Source organism: Streptomyces sp. NP-1717, from assembly GCF_022695985.1.
Lineage (GTDB): Bacteria > Actinomycetota > Actinomycetes > Streptomycetales > Streptomycetaceae > Streptomyces.
This window is the reverse complement of record NZ_JAAPBF010000002.1, coordinates 78,002-101,727: the sequence shown is the minus strand read 5'-3', so window position 1 is coordinate 101,727 and position 23,726 is coordinate 78,002. Positions and strand designations below refer to the sequence as shown.

At 71.2% G+C, this 23,726-nt stretch carries 15 protein-coding genes and 3 pseudogenes (1 of these 18 cut by a window edge); 12 read left to right on the top strand and 6 right to left on the bottom strand.

The features are described from left to right. Positions 1-25 precede the first annotated feature (25 nt). The 7 genes from GXP76_RS00865 to GXP76_RS00835 all read left to right on the top strand — a co-directional run bounded on the left by GXP76_RS00865 (position 26) and on the right by GXP76_RS00835 (position 8,444). Complete coding sequence (locus tag GXP76_RS00865; protein ID WP_242569429.1) at positions 26-1,249, top strand: 3-deoxy-7-phosphoheptulonate synthase; 1,224 nt, start codon at positions 26-28, stop codon at positions 1,247-1,249. Next, positions 1,246-1,869: an isochorismatase family protein gene (locus tag GXP76_RS00860; RefSeq protein ID WP_242569428.1), complete on the top strand. Its 624-nt coding sequence runs from the start codon at positions 1,246-1,248 to the stop codon at positions 1,867-1,869. The genes GXP76_RS00865 and GXP76_RS00860 overlap by 4 nt, the downstream gene beginning before the upstream one ends. 85 nt (positions 1,870-1,954) lie before the next feature. Next, complete coding sequence (locus GXP76_RS00855; protein WP_277992844.1) at positions 1,955-3,112, top strand: PhzF family phenazine biosynthesis protein; 1,158 nt, start codon at positions 1,955-1,957, stop codon at positions 3,110-3,112. A 171-nt stretch (positions 3,113-3,283) separates the two neighbouring features. Next, on the top strand, positions 3,284-4,912 hold the full coding sequence (locus GXP76_RS00850; RefSeq protein WP_242569427.1) for an NAD(P)/FAD-dependent oxidoreductase: 1,629 nt from the start codon (positions 3,284-3,286) through the stop codon (positions 4,910-4,912). Positions 4,913-5,076: 164 nt separating this feature from the next. Then, positions 5,077-6,267, top strand: coding sequence for an FAD-dependent monooxygenase (locus tag GXP76_RS00845; protein WP_242569426.1), 1,191 nt, complete (start codon positions 5,077-5,079; stop codon positions 6,265-6,267). 76 nt (positions 6,268-6,343) lie between these two features. Beyond that, a complete protein-coding gene (locus GXP76_RS00840) occupies positions 6,344-7,348 on the top strand; it encodes a UbiA family prenyltransferase (RefSeq protein ID WP_242569425.1) in 1,005 nt (334 codons plus the stop codon). Positions 7,349-7,355: 7 nt separating this feature from the next. Further along, complete coding sequence (locus GXP76_RS00835) at positions 7,356-8,444, top strand: polyprenyl synthetase family protein (RefSeq protein ID WP_242569424.1); 1,089 nt, start codon at positions 7,356-7,358, stop codon at positions 8,442-8,444. Between the two features lie 39 nt (positions 8,445-8,483). Here GXP76_RS00835 and GXP76_RS00830 read toward each other — a convergent pair whose 3' ends face one another. The 4 genes and pseudogenes from GXP76_RS00830 to GXP76_RS00815 form a co-directional block, all read right to left on the bottom strand. Continuing rightward, the gene (locus GXP76_RS00830; protein WP_242569423.1) at positions 8,484-9,788 is read right to left on the bottom strand and encodes a hypothetical protein; all 1,305 of its coding nucleotides are present in this window, start codon (positions 9,786-9,788) and stop codon (positions 8,484-8,486) included. 186 nt (positions 9,789-9,974) lie between these two features. Next, positions 9,975-10,520 (bottom strand): DUF488 family protein, encoded by a 546-nt coding sequence (locus GXP76_RS00825; RefSeq protein WP_242569422.1) that lies wholly within the window; start codon positions 10,518-10,520, stop codon positions 9,975-9,977. Positions 10,521-10,999: 479 nt separating this feature from the next. Then, positions 11,000-11,887: an SDR family oxidoreductase gene (locus tag GXP76_RS00820; RefSeq protein WP_242569421.1), complete on the bottom strand. Its 888-nt coding sequence runs from the start codon at positions 11,885-11,887 to the stop codon at positions 11,000-11,002. 167 nt (positions 11,888-12,054) lie between these two features. Further along, positions 12,055-12,252, bottom strand: a pseudogene (locus GXP76_RS00815) (ornithine decarboxylase); the annotation flags it as partial. Between the two features lie 169 nt (positions 12,253-12,421). On the opposite strand from GXP76_RS00815, the gene GXP76_RS00810 reads away from it, so the two are divergent. Next, positions 12,422-13,963, top strand: a complete 1,542-nt coding sequence (locus GXP76_RS00810; RefSeq protein WP_242569420.1) for an FAD-dependent oxidoreductase — start codon at positions 12,422-12,424, stop codon at positions 13,961-13,963. Between the two features lie 127 nt (positions 13,964-14,090). Here GXP76_RS00810 and GXP76_RS00805 read toward each other — a convergent pair. Beyond that, positions 14,091-14,165 (bottom strand): annotated as a pseudogene (locus GXP76_RS00805) (GNAT family N-acetyltransferase); the annotation flags it as partial. A 305-nt stretch (positions 14,166-14,470) separates the two neighbouring features. Continuing rightward, positions 14,471-14,635, bottom strand: a pseudogene (locus tag GXP76_RS35960) (helix-turn-helix domain-containing protein); the annotation flags it as partial. A gap of 307 nt (positions 14,636-14,942) precedes the next feature. On the opposite strand from GXP76_RS35960, the gene GXP76_RS00800 reads away from it, so the two are divergent. From GXP76_RS00800 to GXP76_RS00785, 4 genes are all read left to right on the top strand, one after another. Continuing rightward, on the top strand, positions 14,943-15,455 hold the full coding sequence (locus GXP76_RS00800; protein ID WP_242569419.1) for a hypothetical protein: 513 nt from the start codon (positions 14,943-14,945) through the stop codon (positions 15,453-15,455). A gap of 162 nt (positions 15,456-15,617) precedes the next feature. Continuing rightward, positions 15,618-17,420, top strand: coding sequence for a fatty acyl-AMP ligase (locus GXP76_RS00795; protein ID WP_242569418.1), 1,803 nt, complete (start codon positions 15,618-15,620; stop codon positions 17,418-17,420). A 58-nt stretch (positions 17,421-17,478) separates the two neighbouring features. Beyond that, the gene (locus tag GXP76_RS00790; protein WP_242569417.1) at positions 17,479-17,736 is read left to right on the top strand and encodes an acyl carrier protein; all 258 of its coding nucleotides are present in this window, start codon (positions 17,479-17,481) and stop codon (positions 17,734-17,736) included. A gap of 129 nt (positions 17,737-17,865) precedes the next feature. Further along, positions 17,866-23,726 carry the 5' end (the start) of a non-ribosomal peptide synthetase gene (locus GXP76_RS00785; protein ID WP_242569416.1) on the top strand. Its footprint extends 13,006 nt past the window's final position, so the window shows 5,861 of its 18,867 coding nt (coding positions 1-5,861); the start codon lies at positions 17,866-17,868; its stop codon lies off the right edge, out of view.

Below are 23,726 nucleotides of genomic sequence, written 5' to 3'. Positions count from 1 at the left end.
TAGGCCGGGGGAGGGTTCGCACGTGATGCACACAGGCTTACAGGGGCAGTTGCCCGCCGCTCAGCAACCGAACTGGGACGACCCGCGTCAGCTCGCCCAGGTCCGCGCCGTCCTGTCGGCGGCCCAACCCCTCGTCAGCGCCGGCCAGATCGCCACGCTGCGGCGGTCGCTGGAACTGGTGGCCGGCGGGAAGGCGCTGATCCTCCAGGCCGGTGACTGCGCCGAAAACCCGGACGAATGCGCCGCGCCGCACATCGCGGCCAAGTCCCGTCTCGTACACGGCCTCGCCGACCTGCTGAGCGCCCGGTCCGGTCTGCCGGTCATTCGGGTCGGCCGGATCGCCGGGCAGTTCGCGAAACCGCGTTCGACGCCCTTCGAGGAGATCGACGGGACACCCTCCCTCCCCGCCTACCGGGGGCACATGGTCAACGCCCCCGAACCCGACATGCGCAGCCGCACGGCCGATCCGTCGCGCATGGCCATGTGCTTCATGACCGCCCGCGAGACGATGGGGCACCTCGGCTGGCGGACGGACGACAGCGCGGCCGGGCGCGACATCGAGGCCCCGATCTGGACGAGCCACGAGGCACTGCTGATGGACTACGAGCAGCCGCAGCTGCGCCGGCTCGACGACCTGCGGTGGATGCTCGGCTCGACCCACTGGCCGTGGATCGGCGAACGCACCCGGCAACTCGACGGCGCCCATGTGGCTCTGCTGTCCGAGGTCGTCAACCCGGTGAGCTGCAAGGTGGGTCCGAGTACGACCCCCGACGAGCTGCTCGACCTGTGCAAGCGGCTCGATCCGGGCCACGAGCCCGGCAGGCTGACGCTCATCGTGCGGATGGGCGCGGACGTCATCGCCGACCGGCTGCCCGCTCTCGTCCGCGCGGTCCGCGACGACGGCCGTCCGGTGCTCTGGCTCAGTGATCCCCTGCACGGCAACACGGTCAGGCGCGCGGACGGCACCAAGACCCGCGTCGTCTCCACGGTCGTCGACGAGGTGCGCGGATTCCTCTCCGTCCTCGACGAGGCGGGCGTACCGGCGCACGGGCTGCATCTGGAAGCCAGTCCGTACGCGGTCGCCGAATGCGTCGGGGGCGCCCGGAGCGCGCTGCCGACGGCCGTGGGCGCGCCGAGTCTGTGCGACCCGCGGCTCGATCCCGAGCAGGCCGCTGAGGTCGTGTCCGTCTGGCCGCGCGCCGGAACCCCACGGGCGGAGTCCGTACTCACGAGACAGAGGTCGTCATGAGCATGGGATTGCGGATCGATCCGTACGACGCGCCGACCCGGGAGGAGCTGCCGGCCAACATCGTCGACTGGCGGCTCCAACCGCACCGGGCGGTTCTCCTCGTCCACGACATGCAGAACTACTTCCTGTCCGCGTTCGACGAGGACATGCGCCTGCGGCTGGTCGAGAAGGTGTCGGCGCTGCGCGAACGCTTCGCCGGTCGGGGCGCTCGTATCGCCTACACCGCCCAGCCGGGCCGGATGACCCCCGAGGACCGCGGACTCCTGCGCGACTTCTGGGGGCCCGGGATGACCAGCTCCGCGTCGGACCGCGAGATCACCGCCGAACTGACGCCGGGGGACGACGACTGGACGTTCGTGAAGTGGCGCTACAGCGCGTTGTTCCGTACCGACCTGCTGGCGCGTATGCGCGCCGAGGGCCGCGACCAGCTCGTGGTGTGCGGTGTGTACGGCCACGTCGGCATCCTCACCACCGCGCTCGACGCCTACAGCAACGACCTGGAGGTCTTCCTGCCCGGCGACGCCATCGGCGACTTCTCCGCCGCGGACCACCGGCGGACGCTGGAGTACACCGCGCGTTGCTGCGCGCGGATCACGACCGCCGACGAGCTCCTGTCATGAACAGGGATCCGCTGGACCGTCGGCTCGCCGTTGACGGACCGCACATTCTCACCGATACGACCGAATGGGTGCTGGGGCAGTGAAGATGGAGATCGCCTGGTGGGACCTCGACGGCTCACCCGCCACTACGGAGGACCTGGCGCGGCAGCTGTGCGAGGACGGAGCCGTCGACGACTGGCGGGCCGTCATCGGCCTGCGCGAGAAGTTCTGGATCGCGGACCGGGACGGCAACCGGTGGGGCGCCGTCATGGTCTGGAACGACGAGCGGCCCTCCGAACTCCCGGAGAACCGGGCCGCCGAGCTGATAGGCCGCCCGGTGACGCACCGCGACCGGTTCGAGGTCCTGGCCGCTGTCCGGGGGACCGGCTCCGCCGGCGGCCCGAACGGATCCCATCCCTATGTCGTCATCGACGCCTTCGCCGACGAGCCCCTGCGCGGCAACCCGGTCGCCGTGTTCTTCGACGCTGACGACCTGACGGGTACTCAGATGCAGCGCATCGCACAGGAGATGAACCTGTCCGAGGTGACGTTCCTCCTCGCGCCCACCGGCGACGCGGACGTGCGGGTCAGGATCTTCACCCCGGTGAACGAACTCCCCTTCGCCGGACACCCGCTCCTCGGCACGGCTGTCGCGGTCGCGCTGGACCGCCGCGCCGACCGGCTGCGCTTCGAGACCGCGATGGGGGTCGTGCCGTTCGCCGTCGACCGCGCACCGGGCGACGGCCCCGGCGCGGGCAGGGCACACGCCTCCATGGAGCAGCCGATTCCCGTCTGGGGGCCGTACGAGCACACCGACGCCCTGCTGGCGGCGCTCGGCATCACCTCGTCCACCCTGCCCGTGGAGATCTACCGCAACGGCCCCCGGCACGTCTTCGTGGGACTCCCGGACACCGAGGCGCTGTCCGCCCTGCGGCCCGACCACCGGGCGCTCGCCGCCTTCCCCGACATGGCGGCCAACTGCTTCGCCCCGGACGGCGAGCGGTGGCGGGCACGGATGTTCTCGCCCGCCTACGGCGTCGTCGAGGACGCCGCCACCGGATCGGCCGCCGGTCCGCTGGCGATCCACCTCGCCCGGCACGGCGTCGTCGAGTACGGGAAGACCGTCGAGATCCACCAGGGCGTCGAACTCGGCAGGCACTCGGTCATGTTCGCCGAGGCGACCCTGGGCGAGACCGGCGAGATCGCGCGCGTCCAGGTGAGCGGCCACGGAGCCGTCGTCGCCGAAGGCACCATCCATGTCTGACGCGAGACACATGAGCAGCCGGTACGAGAGCCCGGCCGGCGCCGCCGGTTCGGCCCGCCCGACGACAACGGCGAGTGGACGGACGGCAGCCGGGCGCCGCCCGTAACCCGTGCCGCCCTCCCTCCCCGCCACTTCCTCCCCTTTTCCCTGCCGCTTGTTCGAAAGGCCGTCATGACCCAGAAGACAACGCACCTCGACGCACTCGTCATAGGCGCCGGATTCGCCGGCATCTACATGCTGCACAAGCTCCGCAATGAACTCGGCCTCACCGTAAGGGTCTTCGACAAGGCCGACGGTGTCGGAGGGACCTGGTACTGGAACCGCTATCCGGGGGCGGCCGCGGATGTCGACAGCATCGTCTACCGCTACTCCTTCGACGAGGAACTGCTCCGCGAGTGGAACTGGAAGACCCGCTACGCGCCCCAGCCGGAGATCCTCGCCTACCTGGAGCACGTCGTCGACCGCCACGACCTGCGCGAGGACATCCAACTGGGTTCGGCCGTCGAGTCGTTGGCGTTCGACGAGGAGAGCGGCCGGTGGACCGCGCGGACCGACGGCGGCGAGGAGTTCACCGCACGCTACGTGGTCGGCGCCCTCGGCCCCCTGTCGTCCGCGAACCTCCCCGACATCGAGGGCAGGGACACGTTCGCCGGCCCGCTGGTGCACACCGGATCCTGGCCCGAGGACCTCGACATCACGGGCAAGCGCGTCGGTGTCGTCGGCACGGGGTCGACCGGCAGCCAGTTCATCTGCGCCGCCGCACCGGCCGCCACGCACCTCACCGTGTTCCAGCGCTCCGCGCAGTACGTCGTTCCCTCCGGCGACGGCCCGCTCAGCGACGCGTACCTCGACGAGTACCGCGAGACCTGCGGCGAGGTATGGGACCAGGTCTTCAACTCGCGTGTGGGGTGCGGCTTCAAGGAGAGCGAGACACCCGCGACGAGTGTCTCCCCGGCGGAACGCGAGCGCGTCTTCCAGGAGAGCTGGGAGGCGGGCAACGGATTCCGCTTCATGTTCGGCACCTTCAGCGACATCGTCTTCAACCCGGTCGCGAACGACGCCGCCGCCTCGTTCATCAAGTCGAAGATCACGCAGATCGTGCGCGACCCGGAGACCGCACGCAAGCTCGTGCCCACCGACTACTACGCCAAGCGGCCGATCTGCAACAGCGGTTACTACGAGACGTTCAACCGCGACAACGTCTCACTGGTGTCGACCAAGGAGAACCCGATCGTCCGGATCACCCCGGCCGGCGTGATCACCGAGGACGGCACCGAGCACGAACTGGACGTGCTGGTCTTCGCGACCGGCTACGACGCCATGGAGGGCAGCTACAACCGGATCGCCGTACAGGGGCGTGAGGGGAAGACTCTTCGGGAGAGCTGGGGCGACACCCCCAGCAGCTTCCTCGGGCTCGCCACCCACGGATTCCCGAACCTGTTCATGGTGTTCGGCCCCAACAGCGTGTTCTGCAACCTGCCTCCCGGCATCGAGACCCAGGTCGAATGGATCTCGGAGATGATCGGCTCGGCCCAGCGGCGCGGCGTCACCCGTATCGAGGCCACCGCCGCCGCCGAGGACGAGTGGACCGGTATGTGCAGGGAGATGGCGGAGCAGAGCCTGTTCGCGCAGACCGACTCGTGGATCTTCGGAACGAACATCCCCGGCCGTAAACGGCGCACGCTGTTCTATTTCGGCGGGATCGGCAACTACCGGCAGAAGCTGCGCGAGGTCGCGGCCGCGGACTACGAGGGATTCACCCTGGACGGACAGCCCTCGCCCGCGCCCGCCCCGAGGTGAGGTCCGGCCGCCGGCGTCCTTCGCCACGGTCCTCCGACACCGTCCCTGCCGCGTCGCCGTGAACACCCGTGCCCGGCAGGGACGTTCGTCGAGGTACTCACCGCCCCCTGCCCCAACTCAGCGCTCACCCGTACAGAAACCCGTACAGAAAGGCGACGGTCTCCATGACCAGGACAGCCCCCGCGGACATCGTGATCGCCGGAGCCGGCATCGGGGGACTCACGACCGCGCTGGCCCTGCACGCGCGCGGACTGGACGCCACCGTGCTGGAGAGCGCGCCCGCCATCCGCCCGCTCGGCGTCGGGATCAACATCCAGCCCGTGGCGGTCGCCGAACTCATCGCCCTCGGTCTCGGAGACGCGATGGCCGCCACGGCCATCGCCACCCATGAGCACCGCTACCTCAACAGCAGGGGCGTCACGCTGTGGACCGAGGAGCGGGGCGTCGCCGCCGGGCACGGGGCTCCGCAGTACTCCATCCACCGGGGCGAGTTGCAGATGATGCTCCTCGAAGCGGTGCACGAGAGGCTCGGGGCGGACGCCGTCCGCACGGGTGTCGACGTACGGGCGTACGAGCACTCCGACGACGGGGTGCGGGTACTCGCGGGGCGCGGGGCCGAGACGGCGGCAGAGGCCGGCGTACTGATCGGCGCCGACGGCCTGCACTCCGCCGTACGGGCACAACTGCACCCGCACGAGCCGCCACTGCGCACCACACCCATACGGATGTGGCGTGGCCTGACGGAGCTGCCCGAGTTCATCGACGGGCGCACGATGATCATCGCGTCCGACGACCGCGGCAACCGGATCGTCGCCTACCCGTGTTCGCGGCGGCACGCCGAGCGCGGCACCGTACTGCTCAACTGGGTGGCCCTGGCCGCCGACGCGACCGGACGCGGCACGGCACCGGCCGGCCCGGGCCGTCTCGACGACCTGCTGCCCCACTTCGCGGACTGGGACTACGACTGGCTCGACATCCGCTCCACCCTGTCGACCAGCACCGGGATCCTGCACTACCCGATGGTCGACCGCGACCCGCTGCCCTCCTGGGGCGAGCACCGGGTCACCCTCCTCGGCGACGCGGCGCACCCGATGTATCCGATCGGTGCGCACGGCGCGTCCCAGGCCGTACTCGACGGTGTCGCGCTGGCGACCGAACTCGCCTCGGGCGGCGACCCGGTGGACGCGCTCCGCCGGTACGAGGAGGACCGTCGGCCGGCCACGGCCGCGATCGTGCACGCCAACCGGACCATGGACCGCTCCGAACGGTCCCTCGCCGGGCGCCTGGACGGCGACGTGTCCACCGAACTGAGGGCCATCACCCGCGACTACCGCGAGACCGTCGAGCGGCGATAGCCGACCGCGGCCTCAGGGGCGGCCGTTCGCCGCCCGCCCCGACATCCCGATCTCCGAAAGAGAAAGGCACAGACCCATGCCGAGCGCTGACACCGGAACACTCACCGAGAAACTCACCGCGCTGGTGACCGATCCCCAGGGCGCGCCCGGTGAACGTCCCTCGCTGGCCACCCGCGTGCGGTACGTGTGTGTGATCCGGCGATTCGAGTTCATGCCGGTCATCCTCACCGTCGCCCTCGCACCGGCCCTGCTCGGCGCCCACTCCTGGGGGGACTTCCTCTCGCTCAACATGGCTCTCGCCGTGCTCTACGCCGTGTCCGGCATGCAGATCGGGAACATGACGAACGCCCTGGCCGACCGGGAGCAGGACGCTCTGTACAAGTCCCGGCAGTCGGAGGCCATTTACGGGCTCGGGGTCTCACGCGTCGTCGTCCACATCGTCGTGTCGACGGTCGTCTGCTCCGCTCTGGCCACGTTCCTCGCCGTCCGGACCGGACACTGGGACCTTCTCCTGATCGCGCTCGTCGTGGGAATTCTCGGCTTCCAGTACTCGGTTCCGCCGCTGAAGCTGAAGAGCGCCGGGGCCTGGCAGCTGCCGACGCTGCAGCTCAGCCTCGTCTTCCTGCCGGGACTCTTCGTTCTCCGTTCCTACGAGGAGGAACTGGAATGGGGCAGCGTGGTGACCCTGGCGGGCTTCGCGATGGCCCTGGTGTCGTTGTTCGTCACCAGCCACGCCGAGGACTACCTGGAGGACGAGCAGTTCGGGATCCGCACCTACACGGTGGCCTGGGGACTCACCAAGACGATGTACATCCAGTCCACGATGCTGTTCGTGGGCGCGCTCCTGATGATCTCCTCGGTGTACGCCACCTTCGGCTTCACCTGGGCGCTCGTCCCCCTCGTCGTCGCCTGGCTGCTGAGCCAGCGGCTGCTGCTCACGGTGATACGGGACGTGCGCGGCGCCACGATGGAATCGGCGATCGCGGCCCTGCACAAGAAGTCGCTCATCGGCCCCTACCACGCCGCGCTGGTCGGCTGGACGACCGTGGTCCTGGCGGTCTTCGTCATGATCGGCCGGTGACCCGATCATGACCGTCACCTCCTCCGAGACCGCCGCGAGTGCGGTCGCCGTCGACACCGCTCTTAAGGGGTTCTTCGCCGAACGCCGGGCCGACGCCCTCGCGATCGGCCCCGGCTTCGCGGCCGCGGTCGCCGAACTGGAGGGCTATGTCCTGCGCGGCGGCAAGCGCGTGCGGCCGGCCTTCGCCCGGGCGGGCTGGATCGGCGCCGGCGGCGACGCGTCGGGCCCGGCCGCCGAAGCGGTACTGCACTGCTGTACGGCACTTGAGCTGCTGCACGCGTCGGCCCTGATCCACGACGACATCATCGACGCGTCCCTGACCCGCCGCGGCTTTCCCGCCGCGCATGTGACGTTCGCCGACCGGCACCGGGCACGGGGCTGGGCCGGTGATCCGGAGACCTTCGGCGCGGGCGCCGCCATCCTGGTCGGGGATCTGGCCCAGGCATGGGCCGACGACATGGTCCATATGTCCGGTCTCCCGGCGGACGCGAAGACGCGGGTCGCGCCGGTGTGGTCCGCGATACGCACAGAAGTCCTCGCCGGGCAGCTGCTCGACCTGACCGCCGAGGCCAGTGGCGACGAGGACATCGATTCGGCGCTGCGTGTCAACCGGTACAAGACGGCCTCGTACACGGTGGAACGCCCGCTGCACCTCGGCGCCGCGATCGCCGGCGCGGACCTCGGTCTCGTCGCCGCCTACCGGACGTTCGGCGTCAACATCGGCATCGCCTTCCAGCTGCGCGACGAGCTGCTGGGGGTCTTCGGCGACCCCGCCGTGACCGGCAAACCGTCGGGCGACGACCTGCGCGAAGGCAAGCGGACGGTGCTGTTCGCCACGGCGCTGCAACGCGCCGCCGCGAGCGATCCGGCAGGCGCCGAATTCCTCAGGGCGAAGATCGGGACCGACATCTCCGACGGTGAACTCGCCACGATGCGCGCCGTCATCGAGGCGACCGGCGCTGTCGACCACATCGAACGGGACATCGCCCGTCGCACCGACCGGGCGCTCACCGTGCTGCGGACGAGCAGCGCGACCGCACAGGCGAAGGACCAGCTCGCCGCGATGGCGATCAGCGCGACACAGCGCGTCTCGTGAGGCCATGAGCGGCGCCGGGGCCGTGGCGTTGTGCGGATCTCACGATGCCGAGTCGGTTCGCGCGGTACGCGGACGGTGCGGGAGATCCCGGACCAACTGCCCCGGCGCCGCCTTGTCCGCCGCCATCAGATGCAGCCGCCTGGTCATCGCCTCGATCCGCCGGTGCAGCTCCGCCGGATTGGTGCAGGCGTGGATGTCGGCGAGGATCGTCTTGTCCTCGGTGGTCACACCGCTGTGGCGTGAGGTGCGGTGGTAGGGCGTGGCCGTGTCGTACTCCTTGCGGCGCCGCTCCGCCTGCTCGCCGGCCGGCACGGAGTGCTGCTGCGGACAGAAGTAGTTGGAGAGTCCGGACAGCGCCGCCCAGATCTTGTTGAGGAGAACCAGTTCCGCGGTGGTGTCGTAGCGGCGCTCGTCCGCCACGGCGTGCAGCATGCTCCAGTTCTTCTGGCCGACGTGATGGCTGCCGTTGCGGGCGGGGCGCGCGTGGGTGAATGTCACCCTGCGCTGTCCGCACCAGCGCTGCAATACGTCGTCGGCCCCCGTGTCGTGGTTTCCGGAGTCGAGCCCGAGGATCGGGAACGGCAGCATCCGGGCGATCTCGTCGAGCGCGACGGTCATGCCGTCGATCATCCGCACCGTGCGGTTCTCGGTCCAACCGGTGGCGATGTCGGTGGCCGACACCGTGTGCAGGTGGTCGCCGCCCGGCGCACCGCCGTCGTGGCCGACCACCGTGATCTCCATGAACCCCGGCCTCGTGTTGTCCCACTCCGACCAGGTGACGAGCGGGACTTCGTTGCGCGTCAACGAACCGGCCCGTATGCGCGTCGCCCTGCGGGCGGGCCGCCGGTGGGGCGCCAGACGGCGGTCGATCGTCGCCGCGGACATCTCCATCAGCAGCTTCGCGGTCGCGTCGTCGATGTCCAGCTCCTTGTGGCGGCGGAGCACCGGCACCAGTTCCGGCAGCGCCGGTGCCAGCCGCTTGCCCGCGGGCTTGTCCAGCACCGTCCAGCAGAGCCGCAACGCGGCGACGACATCGGTGTCGTACTTCGCTTGCCCGCGCGGGGGGTCGGCCGGCCTCGGACGTGACGCCGTCAGGAGCGCTTTGCGGGCATGGCTGCGATGCCAGCCCGTCGCCGCGCACAGCCAGTCGAGGGTCTGCGTCTTCTCCCGCTTGCCGGCCTCGGCGTAACGGGCGGCGACCGCGACGACCAGCATCCGCCGCTCGGCGGGGGACGCGGGGGACGCATGGCCAGGAATCCCGGTGTCCGGGTCCGGCGGGGGAGGGGAGCCGTGCGCCGGCTCACCCGTCGTGACCCGAACTGCGGTGCCGACGGAACTGGTCAACGTTCCCCCCCATGTGACTCGGCGCCCGCGCGAGGCTGCTTGCCTCTACGCCGGACGAACGCCGGCCCGGACCGGCCAAGTTGGTTCTCGGCCATGCCTACGTCGCCGCCCTGGAGCGGCGCTGGACGCCGTGGACGGGCGTGCTGGAGGGGTGGTCCGGCAGCCTGGTACCGCGTGGTCCGTTGATCAGCCCTGCGCCGGATACGTCACTTGCCCGTCCGAGTCGACCGACACCGCAGCGCCCCACCTGCCGAGTTCGTGAACGCGGGGCTCCCCTTCACCAACGATGTGCCGTACGGTCCACCCGCGTGCGGTGAGTGTGTTTGCGATCAGGAGCCGGTGACAGCGCCATGGCATCGGCTCACCGCACATCACCGCGACACGGCTCCTCGTGGCGAGGTCGGCCAGACGGGTGATGGCGTGCTCGTAGGCCGGAAGCAGTGTGTAGTCCGCGTAGTTCTTGAAACTCGCGTTCTGCCACCCGGCGTTGACGGCCGGGTCGACGCGCTGCTTACGCCGTCGGCCGCCGAGTTCACCGCCCATGAACACGTAGTCGATTTCTGCCCGTTCGAGCCACTCACGCATGGCCTCCTGGGAGAACTGCGGGCTACTGCGCGAACCGGGATGGGCCCGGACGTCGACCAGCGCATCGATGCTCTGTGCATGGAGCATATCGGTGAACGTCCTTTCCGGATATGTCCAGTGTCCAATGGTCCAAAGTTCGCGCACCACGCCATTTTCCTCGAAGAGACGCCGCAAGAAAGGATCCCCGATTGCCGAACACCCTGACGCCGTGGCCACTGCGACCGCTCGGCTTGACCCGTCCAAGTGGCCGCGGGCCTTGCGGCCCTGTCTCATGAATGGGTGAAGTCTGAAGACAGGGGTACTCAGAGGGGCTGGAACAGCACTGGGTGGTGTGGAGGAGAAATGAGCAAGGCAGGGAACGTCTTCCGGGCAGGTGTCCGCCGATTGGCGGGCATGAGGAAGAAGTCCGACGGGATTGCCCTCGGCGACGAGAAACTGAAGAAGGAGGGTGAACGCGAGCAGGAATCGGCTCGCCAAGCCTGGAACCGGTCCCGGCCGCCCGGCCGCCCGGCCGGCCGAAGCGATGAGCGGAACGCTGCTCGTTCCCTGACCTCGTCGCACGGACGCGGGCGCGGGCGTGGGTCGGGCTCTGGCTCCGAGAGCACGCCCCCGGATCGGTCAGCGGCTCACGGGAGGGGCGTGCCGCCGGTGGCGTTGACGATCTCGGCGGTGATGTAGCTCGCCTGGGACGAGGCGAGGAAGACATAGGCGGGCGCCATCTCCGCGGGCTGGGCGGGCCGACCGAGAGGGGACTGCTTGCCGAACTCGACGGTGTCGGGCATTGTCGCCGGGATCAGCGGGGTCCAGACCGGGCCGGGAGCCACCGCGTTCACACGGATGCCGTCCTGCGCCACCATCTGCGCGAGTCCCTGCGTGAAGGTGACGATGGCGCCCTTGGTCATGGCGTAGTCGAGCAGGTGCGGGCTGGGTTTGTACGCCTGGACGGAGGAGGAGTTGATGATGCTTCCGCCCTTCGGCATGGACGGCAGGGCCATTTTGCAGAGCCAGAACATGGCGTAGAGGTTGGTGCGGACGACCCGGTCGAACTGCTCGGTGGAGATGCTGCCGATGCCGTCGGGCTGGGACATCTGGTAGGCGGCGTTGTTGACGAGGATGTCGATGCGCCCGAACTCCGTGACGGCCCGGCCGACGAGTTCCCGGCACTGCGCCTCCTCGCGGAGGTCGCATGCGACGGCGACCGCCGTGCGCCCGGCTTCCTCGACCAGCCGCACGGTCTCCCGCGCGTCCTCCTCCTCCGCCGCCAGGTAGCTGAACACGACGTCCGCGCCCTCGCGTGCGTAGGCCAGCGCGACGGCCCGTCCGATGCCGGAATCGCCGCCCGTGACAAGCGACTTGCGGTCCGTGAGCAGACCGTGGCCCTCGTACGACTCCTCACCGTGGTCCGGCGGCGGGTCCATCGGCCCGCTCCAGCCCGGATGCGACTGGCCTTGCTGGGGAAATTCCGGCTGCGGGTGCTTGCTCACCGGGTCCGTGGGCTCCTGCGTGTCGCTCATCGCGCGTCTCCTGACGGGTGGAAAACGGGGCACTCATCTGTTCCCGCGACGGCGCGGACGAATCAGGTGAGGCGGCGGAGTTCTGCCGAGTCGTCCCCATCGGCCGACCCCGGACGTGGTTCAGGACCTGAGCCGACTTCCGCCCACCCGGGGGCGGCGCTCAGCCCTCAGCCCTCGACGGCGACGCGCACGCTGCGCACCGTCCCGTCGACCGCGTCGGGGACCACCGTGCCGGCGTCGACCCCGGTCCGCAGGTACTCCAGAAGGCCGGCGGTCAGCCGGTCGCCCGGCAGAGCCGCGGGGGTGCCCGGCGGGTACGGGCTGAGCATCTCCGCGCTGACACGTCCGACCGCCTGCCGCCAAGGTCCCGGGCCGCCACGACCCCACGTTACGGACATTCGTACTACCGAGTCCTAGGGTGTGTCAGGGCTTGGGACGGGTACGGGGAGAAGCCCTCCGCTGCCTCGTATTCGCGCGTCACGGCGCCTGGCCGAGGCGGTTCCCCGGCATGACCGACCGTCCTGAGAGGCCGACATGACTGACACGCAGCCCTTGCCCGGACAGTACGAATCCTTCTGGATGGCGACCGCCGGTGCCACCGACCACCCCGCGCTGACCGAGGACGTCACCGTGGACGTGGTCGTGGTGGGTGGCGGTGTCGCGGGGCTGAGCACGGCATGGGAACTGGTCACCGCCGGCAGGACGGTCGCCGTGCTGGAGGCCGACCGGATCGCGGCCGGGGTCACCGGATACACGACCGCGAAGGTCTCGTCCCTGCACACCCTGGTCTACGACCGGCTGCGCCGGACACGTGACCGGGATGCCGCGCGGCTGTACGCGCGCTCGCAGCAGGGCGCGGTGGAACGGGTGGCCGAGATCGTCGCCACACTCGGCATCTCCTGCGACCTGGAACGCGCGCCCGCCTACACCTACGCCACCGGGCCCGCGGCCGTTCCCGAACTGCGGGCCGAGGCCGAGGCGGCCGCGGCGGCCGGGCTCGCGGCCTCGTACGTGGACCACACCGATCTGCCGTACGAGGTGAGCGGCGCCGTCCGGGTGGACGCACAGGCGCAGTTCCACCCCCGTAAGTATCTGCTCGCCCTCGCCGCGGACCTCCGGGCCAAGGACGGTCTGATCTTCGAGCGCTCGCGCGCCACCGGCCTCACGGAAGGGTCACCCTGCCGCGTCACGGTCGAGTCCGGTCACACCGTCACGGCGCGCGACGTGGTGGTCGCCACGCACTTCCCCGTGTTCGACAGGGCCCTGACCTTCGCGCGGCTCTCCCCGCGCAGGGAGCTGGTGGTCGCCGCCCCGATCGCCGCCGCGATCGCGCCGGCCGGCATGTACATCACCCAGGAGGACGGCAAGCGGTCGGTGCGCACCGCACCGCTCGACGACGAACGCCGGCTGCTCATCGTCACCGGCGAGAGTTTCACTCCCGGCACGGGCGACCCCCGCGAAGGTTTCCGGCGTCTGGACGCCTGGATGCGCGCCAGGTTCCCCGTCGGTGCCACCGCCTACCGCTGGGCCGCCCAGGACAACGACACCACCGACACCGTCCCCCTCGTCGGCCCCTTCCACGCCGGCTCCCGCCACACGTACGTGGCCACCGGTTTCGGCGGCTGGGGCATGAGCGGCGGCGTCATGGCCGGCCGGCTTCTGACCGGCCTCATCCTGGGCGAAGAGCCCGAGTGGGCCGCCCTGTACGACCCGCGCAGGCTGGCGAGCACCCTGCGCGAAGCGCCCGCCCTGCTCAAGCAACAGGCCGACGTCGCAAGGCACTTCGTCGGTGACCGGCTGCGCACCACCCACGTGGACTCGGTCGCGCAGGTCCCGCCGGGCACCGGAGCGGTGGTCCGTGTCAACGGACAGCGCTGCGCGGTCTACCGGGACGCGGACGGGGTGGCCCGCGCCGTATCCGCGCGGTGTACGCACCTGGGGTGCCTGGTGGCCTTCAACGACGCCGAGACCGCGTGGGAGTGCCCGTGCCACGGTTCGCGTTTCGGCATCGACGGCTCCGTCCTCCAGGGACCGGCCGTCCACCCGCTGGAGAAGCGGGACGTATCGAGCGGCTGACCGCTCGCGTGACCGGCGCGCACGACACAGGTCGTGAGAATCGGCCGCCGGGGTGGTGGCGTCCGGGTTCTCCTCCGCGAGGTGCAACCCGGCCGGTGCGCGCGGAGTTGGTCGAACAGCGGTACGCCTATGGCGCGACAAGGAGCGCCTCCGCGCCGACTGGCCGGAATCCGGCGGCCTGGAAGGCGCGCACGCTGCGCGCGCCGAGCGTTTCAGCGCCGTCGAGAAGCCGGTCGAGCGTGGCCCAGTCAGTCTCAGCGCGCCGGTCCGGAAGGAGGGCATCGCCCCGCTGAAGCTGTTCGTCGTCACACCGACGGCGGCGAGGAGGAACCTCATGCCCCGGGGAACCCGCCTCGTTGGCAGAACATCGGTAGCGACCCTGACGGGCTCTTTGGCGAAGGAGGTGCTGACGACGGGAGACGAGTTGAGATCCACCGCTGCGGACGCTGAACCGTCCTCTCGCCCCTGCCCTGTCGCGGCCCTCCTGCACCGTAGGAGTCTGTTGAGTTCGTCCGCATCAGCTCCGCACTCCCTGGCGATACGGGCAACGAGGTCGTAGTCCCCCGGCGTCCCCTTGCCGTCGCAGTACCTGTGAAGGGCAAAACTGCTCGTGAATACCCGCCGCCCCAGTTCCTGGTAGCTGAGTCCACTGCGCTCCCTCAGCCCTGCCAGAACGCCGCCAACTCCTCTGATCCCTCTGGCCCGCCCAAGACTTCACCCCCGTGACGTCTGTCCCCGACTCCCGTCCCACCTCTCCACGCGCGTCCCAATCCGTCCGCACCACTCCAGGTGAACGGCGCGTCGCGCGTCCCACGCCGTCTTGGAACGCGAAATCACTGGCCCTCGGTCGGGGCGGACCAGCACAGTTGCTCTCGCCGACATGACGCGTCGGCATCACACCGTCCGCACCCTGCTGGATTCACCTGCTGCATCGGGCGTATCACGGGGTGCGCCCGCTACACACATCGGGGGACTGAGAATGAGGCTTTGCCTGCCCATGCTCACGGCGGGCGTGGTGGCGTCCGTCATGGTGATGTCCGCCTGCTCGTCGCCATCCGGGAAGGATGACGCGAAGGACAGCAGGCCGAAGGCCGTTCAGCAGGAGGCCAGGGCCGCAGGGACCGGTGGCCTGACGTCCATGGCCGCCGTGTCGTCAACGACGTGCCCGTACAACTCCTACTCGGCCTTCGGCGTCGGCGAGATCGTCAGCTACCAGGGCAAGGACACCGACAAGTACAACGACGGCATGACCAAGAAGAGCGACCGGGTCCTCAAGCTGATGACCGGGAAGTTGCCCGACCGCTCGGCCGGGCGGCTGGAGAAGACCAAGATGAGTGACAGGGGCTGGGTCAACATCAGCCACGACAAGGGCAAGACCTGGAAGTCCTGCGGCTTCAAGACCTCGGATAAAGACGGGGACACCATCACCAGCAAGCGGTACATACACAGCAGCGACACGGTGACGAACCGCTACATGCGGGACAGCCCTTAGCACGGATTCCTGCAGCCACATGTGGGTCATCTGACCGTCACACATTCCCGCCCATGGTCGTTAGGTTGTGCCGTGCCGGAGTCGCGGGTCGTTCCTCGTACCAGGGGAAGGCCGTGGAATTCGGTCGGTGAGAAGCCACGGACCACGGAGGAGGTTCGCCCCATGGCCCCCCACAGATCCGCCCGCCCCGACCTCGTGGACGCCGTGCGCCGTACGGCTGAAATGGCGCCGCAACGCAAGGCGGTCGGTCTGGTCAGTGATCCCGACAACGAGCACGAGGGATCGCTCACCAGCTATTCGCAGATCGACGAGGACGCCCGGAGAGTCGCCGCGGTCCTTCAGGAACTCGGTATTCCGGCCGGCTCGCGAGTGCTCCTCCTCTTTCCGTCCTCCGTGGCGTTCGTGGCCGGTTTTCTGGGCACTCTCTATGCCGGAATGATCGCGGTGCCGGCGCCGCTCCCGACCGCGACCTCGTCCGCCCGGCGGCGGGTCGGTCTCCTCGCGCGGGACTGCGGGGCCGCCGCGGTGGTCACGGTCACCGCCACCCGCGCCGAGGTCCAGGAGTGGGCGGGGGAGAACGGTTTCGCGGACACCCCGGTGCTCGATGTGGAGGCATTGCCCCCCGGCGTAGGAGCCGACGCCTGGACCGAGGTCCCGCGGACGCCCGAGACCGTGGCCCTGCTCCAGTACACCTCGGGTTCGACCGGTCACCCCAAGGGGGTGATGGTCACCCACCGCAATATCACCGAGAACGCGGAGCTGCTGTGCAGGCATCTCGGCCTCCCGGAGGGCGCGCGCTTCGGCGGCTGGGCGCCGATGCACCACGACATGGGGCTCTTCGGCCTGCTCACCCCGGCGCTGCTGACCGGCAGTCGCTGCCTGATGATGGACAGCTTCACATTCCTGCGGCGGCCCTACCTGTGGCTGCGCATGATCGAGCGGTACGGGATCACGTTCTCCCCGGGGCCCAACTTCGCGTACGACCACTGCGTGCGGCGGGTCAGCGGCGAGGAGATTGCCAGGCTCGACCTCTCGGGCTGGCTGCGCGCGTGCAACGGCTCCGAACCCATCCAGGCCGGGACGCTCAGGCGTTTCACGGAGGCCTTCGCCCCTACCGGGTTCCGGCCCGAGTCCATGACGGCCTGTTACGGACTGGCCGAGCACACGGTGTTCGTCAGCTCGCGGCTCGGCGGGACGAAGGTGCTGAACGCCGACGCGGAACTGCTGGAGCGGCACGTGCACGCGCCCGCCCAGCAGGGGCGGCCGTCCCGTGAGCTGGTCTCGTGCGGACCGGTGGCGGCCGGCGAGGTGCTGATAGCGGCCCCGGACACCGGGCTGCCCGTGGGACCCGGCCGGATCGGGGAGATCCGGCTGCGGGGCGGGAGCGTCGCCCACGGCTACTGGGAGAAGCCCGAGGCCACCGCTCGGACCTTCCTGCCCGCTCCCGCGGGGGACAGTCCGGGGGACGGCCCCGGCGTCACTCTGCGCACCGGCGACCTGGGGATGGTCCACGACGGTGAGCTGTACATCACCGGGCGGATCAAGGAACTGCTCATCGTGCACGGGCGCAACCTTCACCCGCACGACATCGAGCACGAGTTGCGGGAGCGGCACGCCGGTCTCGGCGCCGTGGGCGCGGTGTTCACCGTCCCCGAGGGGCCCGACGGCGCCGAGACCGTCGTGGTGAGCCACGAGATCGAGGGGCGCCCCTCCGAAGAAGCGGCCGCGGAACTCGTGAAGGAGCTGCGCGGGACCCTCGCGCGGGAATTCGGAATCCACGCGGGAGGAGTTGTCCTCGTGGGCCGGGGCCGGATTTCCAGGACCACGAGCGGAAAGGTGGAACGGAACGCCGTTCGGGCGTCTTTCCTGGACGGTTCCCTCGTCACCCGGTACGCGGACCGGGGTGCCAGAAGGCTGGCCGGATCACGTGTTCCGCAAGGGCCGGTACAGGTCGTCCCCGGCTGAATCCGGAATCCGCTCGGACCGTCCACGAGAAGCGAAAAGGAAGGCCACGCAACCCGCCATGTCTGAGACGCAGTCACCGGACGCGGACGCGATGCACAGATGGCTGCTCGACCGGGCCGCCGAGTTTCTTCAAGTTCCCCGGGGTGACATCTCCGCGGAAACACCACTGACCGATCACGGGCTCACGTCCGTGACCGCGGTCGCCTTCTCTTCCGCGATCGAGGAAGAGTACCGGGTGCCCTTCGGGCTCGACGATCTGTGGGCCGCGGACACCATCGAGGGAATCGTCGCCCGGCTGATGACGGAAACGGAATAGGCACCGGTCCCGTATCTCCGATTCCCGGAATTCCCGGACCCCGCACGCGGTCGTGGCCGGCACGTGCGCGGGGGCGGCCCGTCCCGGCCGCCGTGCGCAGGTGTACACGAGCAACGAGGCAGGAGAAGCATGTCGGACACCGAGGCGATTCGCCTCCCCGTCACCGCCGCGCAGAGCGGGATCTGGCTCGCCCAGAGGCTGCGGTCCGACGACCGGCTCTACCAGTGTTGCGTCTACGCCGAGTTGACCGACGTGGACGCCGGGGCCCTGGCCCGTGCCGTCCGCCGCGCCGTACGCGAGACCGAGGCGCTGCGCGTCGGCTTCGACGAGGAGGACGGCGTGCTCGGCCAGCGCCTGTACCCGGAGGTGGAAGCGGGCCTGGACGTCAGCGACTTCAGTGGCCGGCCCGATCCGCGCGCGGCGGCGCTCGGCCGCATGAGGACCGAGCAGCTGCTGACCGCCGACCTCGCGCAGGCCCCCACCTTCCGGCTCAGCCTGCTCCGCCTCGACGAGCGGCGTGCCTTCCTGCACTTCCGGTACCAGCACATCACCCTCGACGGCTACGGGGCGGCGCTCTTCCTGCGCCGCGTGGCCGAACACCACCGGGCATCGGCCGCCGGGATCCGACCTGCCCCCTCCGGCTTCGGCCGCCTGCGGGACCTGCTGGCCGAGGACGCCGCGTACCGCGGCTCGCCCGCCCACGAGCGGGACGCCGCCCACTGGCGGGACCTGCTGACCACCCCGGTCGGGGCAGCCTCCGGTCAGGGCCGTCCCGAGGATTCGCCGCCCGCCGACCCCGTACGCGTCACGTGGAGCATCCCGGACGCGGACCTGCGGGCCATCCGGACCGGGCTGTCGTCGAGCGGCACGGCCTGGCCCGTGCTCGTCACGGCCGCCGCGACGCTCTTGCAGAGCCGAATACACGGTGCCGCGGAGGTGACGACGGGGCTGCCGCTGACCGCGCGCACCAGCCTCGTGGCCCTGCGCACCCCGGCCATGCTCGCCAACGTCCTGCCCGTCACGGTGCGTGTCGACGAGAAGGAGCCGTTCCGCGCCCTGGCGGAGCGCACGGCCACCGCGCTGAGCGGCGCCGCCCGGCATCAGCGCTACCGGGTAGAGGATCTGCGGCGCACCGGTGGTGTGCCCGCTGCGGTGGCGGCGCCCGAGACCGTCGTCAACGTCATGTCGTTCGTGCCGGAACTGGACTTCGGTGTCTGCCGCGCCAGGATCAGGGAACTGGCCACCGGTCCGGTGGACGGCCTGGCCGTCAACGTACACGGTGCACCCGGCGCCGCCGGTGGGGTCGACCTCACCGTCACCGCGAACCCGCGGCTGTACACCGAGGCCGACGTCGTCGACAGGCTCGGCCGACTCGTTGACCTGCTCGTACGGACAGCCGGCGCTCCGGACCGCCTCGTGGCCCACCTGCCGGTCCTCGGCCCCGGCGAACACGAGGAAGCGCTCGCAGCGGGCGCCGGCCCGCTGCGCGACACCCCGCCCGACACTCTCGTCGCGCTCTTCGAACACCAGGTGGCCCGTACGCCGGACGTCACCGCTGTGGAGGACGCGGAGTCGAGCCTGACCTACGCGCGCCTCGACGCGCTCGCCGAGCGGGTCGCCCGCCGCCTCACCGCTCGCGGCGTCGGCCCGGGGGACCTGGTGGCGCTGGCCCTGCCGCGCACGGCCGGCGCCATCGCCGCTCTGCTCGGTGTGCAGAAGGCAGGAGCGGCCTACCTGCCGGTGGACCCGGAGTACCCGCCGGAGCGCGTCGACCACATGCTCCAGGACGCCCGGCCCGCGCTGCTCGTCACCGCGGACGGCACAGCGCTCGGCACCGACCCCCACTGCCCTCGCGCCGGACTCGGCCGGCTGCTGGCGGACGACCCCGCGCCCGAACAGCCGCCGACCGCCCCGCGTCCCGCGGACCCCGCGTACGTCATCTACACCTCCGGCTCCTCCGGCCGGCCCAAGGGCGTCGTGGTGACCCACCTGGGGATCGCCGCCCTCGCCGCCGACCAGGCCGCGCGGTGCCACATCGGGCCCGGATCACGCGTCCTGCAGTTCGCGTCGCTGAGCTTCGACGCCTCCGTGTACGAGCTGTCCACCGCGCTGCCGTCGGGTGGCACGCTGGTGATCCCCCCGCACGGTCTGGCGGGTGACGAACTCGGGGAGTTCCTCCACGCCCGGCGGATCACGATGGCGTGTCTCCCGCCCGCCGTGCTGGCGACCGTGCCCGTGCGGGACCTGCCGAAGCTGCACAGCCTGGTGGTCGCCGGAGAGGCGGTCCCACCGGCACTCGTGGACGACTGGGCCCCCGGCCGGGAGATGACCAACGCGTACGGTCCCACCGAGGCCACCGTCGAGATCTCCGCGGGCCCCCTCGTCGCCGGCGCCGACGGCGACGCGGCGCGCAACATCGGCCGCCCGGCGGCCAGTCACACCGCCTGGGTGCTCGACGCCGCGCTCCGGCCCGTACCGGTCGGCGGCGTGGGTGAGCTGTACGTCAGCGGCATCGGCGTGGCCCTCGGCTACCTGCGCCGCCCGGGGCTGACCGGGGAGCGGTTCGTCGCCGCCCCGTACGGGCCCCCCGGCGCCCGCATGTACCGCACCGGCGACCGCGTCCGGCGGCTCGCCGACGGCGATCTCTCCTTTGTCGGCCGGGCCGACGGGCAGGTGAAGATCCGGGGCTTCAGGGTCGAGCCGGGAGAGGTCGAGGCCGCCCTCGGCGGGCTGGACGGCGTTTCCGGCGCCGCCGTCACCGTCCGCCGCGGCCCCGCCGGCGACCTGCGGCTCGTCGGATACGCGGTCACAGCCGACGCCGGGCGCGGGCCGGGCGCCTCCGGCGGCCTTCGGGAACGGCTCGCCGCGGTCCTGCCCGCCCACCTGGTGCCGGTAGCCGTGGTCGAATTGGACCGGCTGCCACTCACTCCCAACGGCAAGACCGACCACGCCGCGCTGCCCGCTCCCGCGGAGGTTTCCGGCGCGGGACGCCGGCCCCGTGGTCCGCGCGAGGAGATCGTGTGCGGCCTCTTCGACTCCGTACTGGGCACCGAAGGCACCGACGCAGACGCCGACTTCTTCGCGCTCGGCGGCGATTCGCTGCTCGCCGCCCGGCTGGTGGACCGGCTCAGGACCGTCCTCGGGACGGAGATCTCCCTGCGCCAGGTCTTCGACCTCCCGACGCCCGCCGCACTCGCCGCACTGGCGGACACCGCCACGGAGGGTCCGGCCGCGCCGGCGCGTGTCCCGCTGCGCCCGGCGGCGGCACGCGACGCGACGGAGTCGTCCGGTCCGGATCCCCTGTCGGCCGCGCAGCGCCGGCTATGGGTCATCGACCGGACCGGGGGAGCGGGATCCGCGTACAACGTCCCGACGGCCGTGCGGCTGCGCGGCCGGCTGGCCCCGGAGGCGCTGCACGCCGCGCTGCACGACGTGGTCCGCCGCCACGCGCCCCTGCGGACGCGCTTCGCCGAGGACCCGGACGGCATGCCCACCGCGCTCGTGACGGACCCCGGCGACGTGTCCCTGGACATGCCGGTGGTCGATGTCGCCGCCGACGCGTTGCCCACGGCGCTGCGCCGCGTCGCCGGGCGGGAGTTCGACCTGGCGGTGGACCTGCCGCTGCGGGTGGCGCTGTTCCGTACGCAGCCGGACCGGCACGTCCTCCTGCTCAGCATCCACCACATCGCGGCCGACGGCGCCTCCGTGGAACCGTTGCTGGCCGACCTCGCAGCCGCGTACACGGCCCGCCTGGCCGGCGAGGACCCGGACATGGGAGAGCCGGACCTGCGCTACGCCGACTTCGCCCGGTGGGAGCGGGACAGCCTCCTGGCCGGGGGCGCCCTCGCGCCGCGACTCGCCCACTGGCGCGAGAAACTGGCCGGCCTGCCCGTCGAGCTGTCGCTGCCCTACGACCGGCCCCGCCCGCAGGTGCCCACCCACCGGGGCGGTGTGATCCCCTTCGACGTCCCGGCCGAGGCGGTCGCGAGGCTGCGGGAACTGGCGGTCGCGGAGGGCGCCACGCCGTTCATGGTCGTGCAGGCGGCGGTCGCCGTGCTGCTGTCGAGGCTCGGCGCGGGCGACGACATCCCGCTCGGCACTCCGGTGGCCGGCCGCTCGGACGAGGCGCTCGCCGGGCTCGTCGGCTGCTTCGTCAACACCCTCGTGCTCCGCAACGACCTGTCCGGCTCCCCGTCCTTCCGCGAGCTGCTGGTGCGCGTACGCGACGCGGACCTCGACGCCTTCGCCCACCAGGACGCGCCGTTCGACCAGGTGCTGGACGCCGTCGACCCGGTACGCTCCCCGGCCGCCCATCCGCTGTTCCAGACCATGCTCGTCTTCGACGGGATCGGGCAGGACGCCCTCGGCCGCTTCCCCGGCCTGGAGGTGGAGGCCGAGGGGGTGCACACCGGCCGGGTCAAGTTCGACCTCTCCTGGCACTTCGCCTCCGCCGGTGCGGGTACGGGCGGCAGAACGGGCACCCGGGCCGACACCGCGTGGTCCGGGGCCCTCGCCTACAGCCTCGACCTGTTCGACGAGGAGAGCGCGCGCCGGCTCACCGGCCGGCTGCTCCAGGTCCTGAGCCGTGCCCTGGCCGACCCGGACACGCGGGTCGGTGCCATCGACCCACTGCTGCCCGGTGAACACGACCGCCTGGTCCGCGACGGCCGCGGCGCCCCGTTGCCCGCCGGGCCGGACATGCCGCTGAACGCGCTCGTCGCCCGGCAGGCCGCCACGACGCCGGAGGCCGTCGCGGTCGAGGACCCGGGCGGCACGCTCACCTACGCCCAGCTCGACGAGCGGGCCAACCGGATCGCGCGTGCGCTCGCCGCCCGGGGCATCGGAGCCGAGGATCTGGTCGCCGTCCTTCTGCCCCGCGGCCGTGACCTCCTCGCCGCGCTCCTCGGCGTGCTCCGCGCCGGCGCGGCCTATCTGCCGCTCGACACCGCCCACCCCGCCGGGCGCATCCGCGACCTGCTCGCGGAGGCCACCCCGGTGCTGCTGCTCACCTCACCGGATGTGGGGGCGGAGTTCGGCGCGGCGCCCGCGCGGGCGGCGGCCGGAAGCCTCGTGCTCGGCGACCCCGGAACCGAAAGGGAACTCGCCGGATACGCCGGTACCGCACCGGCGGACGACGACCGGGCCCGCCCTTGCGGGCCGCACAACGCCGCGTACGTCATCCACACCTCCGGTTCCACCGGCCGGCCCAAGGGTGTGCTCGTCGAACGCCGCTCCCTCGAAGCCTTCCTCCAGCGGTCGCTGCACACGTACCCGGACGCGGCCGGGACCGCCGTGCTGCACTCGTCGCCCGCCTTCGACATGACCGTCGCCACGCTGTTCGTCCCGCTGGCGGCCGGCGGCCGGATCCGAGCCGCCGATCTCGACGAGGCGGAGATCGCCTCCTGGGCCGAAGACCGCCCTTCGTTCCTCAAGGCCACCCCCTCCCATCTCGACCTCCTCGACGCCTTCGCCCCGGACGGCGCGCTGCCCGCCACCGTGGTGCTCGCGGGCGAGCAACTGTCCGGAGCCCGGCTCGCCCGATGGCGCGGCAGACACCCCGGCGTCACCGTCTTCAACAGCTACGGCCCGACCGAGACCACGGTGAACTGCCTGGAGTTCCGGCCGGCGCCCCGGTCCGGCCTCGTCTCGGGTCCCGTCCCCGTCGGGCGCCCCGTGCCCGGCGCCGTGATCCGCGTGCTGGACGCCGGCCTGCGGCCCGTACCGCCCGGCGTGACGGGGGAGCTGTACGTGGCGGGACCCGGTGTGGCCCGCGGCTACCTCGGCCGCCCCGGCCTCACGGCCGAACGGTTCGTGCCCTGCCCCTTCGCCGGGCCGGGGGAGCGGATGTACCGCACCGGGGACCTGGTCAGGTGGCTGCCCGGTGGTGACGTGGAGTTCGTGGGGCGCGCGGACGAGCAGGTGAAGCTTCGCGGCTTCCGCGTCGAGCCCGGCGAGATCGAGGCCGCCCTCCTGGACGTCGAGGGTGTCGG

Bases quoted from the DNA above. Each gene is read 5' to 3' on its own strand.
- GXP76_RS00795 (WP_242569418.1), top strand. From the start codon at position 15,618: ATGGCCCCCCACAGATCCGCCCGCCCCGACCTCGTGGACGCCGTGCGC.
- GXP76_RS00835 (WP_242569424.1), top strand. From the start codon at position 7,356: ATGACCGTCACCTCCTCCGAGACCGCCGCGAGTGCGGTCGCCGTCGAC.
- GXP76_RS00850 (WP_242569427.1), top strand. From the start codon at position 3,284: ATGACCCAGAAGACAACGCACCTCGACGCACTCGTCATAGGCGCCGGA.
- GXP76_RS00840 (WP_242569425.1), top strand. From the start codon at position 6,344: ATGCCGAGCGCTGACACCGGAACACTCACCGAGAAACTCACCGCGCTG.
- GXP76_RS00820 (WP_242569421.1), bottom strand. From the start codon at position 11,887: ATGAGCGACACGCAGGAGCCCACGGACCCGGTGAGCAAGCACCCGCAG.
- GXP76_RS00800 (WP_242569419.1), top strand. From the start codon at position 14,943: ATGAGGCTTTGCCTGCCCATGCTCACGGCGGGCGTGGTGGCGTCCGTC.
- GXP76_RS00810 (WP_242569420.1), top strand. From the start codon at position 12,422: ATGACTGACACGCAGCCCTTGCCCGGACAGTACGAATCCTTCTGGATG.
- GXP76_RS00865 (WP_242569429.1), top strand. From the start codon at position 26: ATGCACACAGGCTTACAGGGGCAGTTGCCCGCCGCTCAGCAACCGAAC.
- GXP76_RS00790 (WP_242569417.1), top strand. From the start codon at position 17,479: ATGTCTGAGACGCAGTCACCGGACGCGGACGCGATGCACAGATGGCTG.
- GXP76_RS00845 (WP_242569426.1), top strand. From the start codon at position 5,077: ATGACCAGGACAGCCCCCGCGGACATCGTGATCGCCGGAGCCGGCATC.
- GXP76_RS00855 (WP_277992844.1), top strand. From the start codon at position 1,955: ATGGAGATCGCCTGGTGGGACCTCGACGGCTCACCCGCCACTACGGAG.
- GXP76_RS00860 (WP_242569428.1), top strand. From the start codon at position 1,246: ATGAGCATGGGATTGCGGATCGATCCGTACGACGCGCCGACCCGGGAG.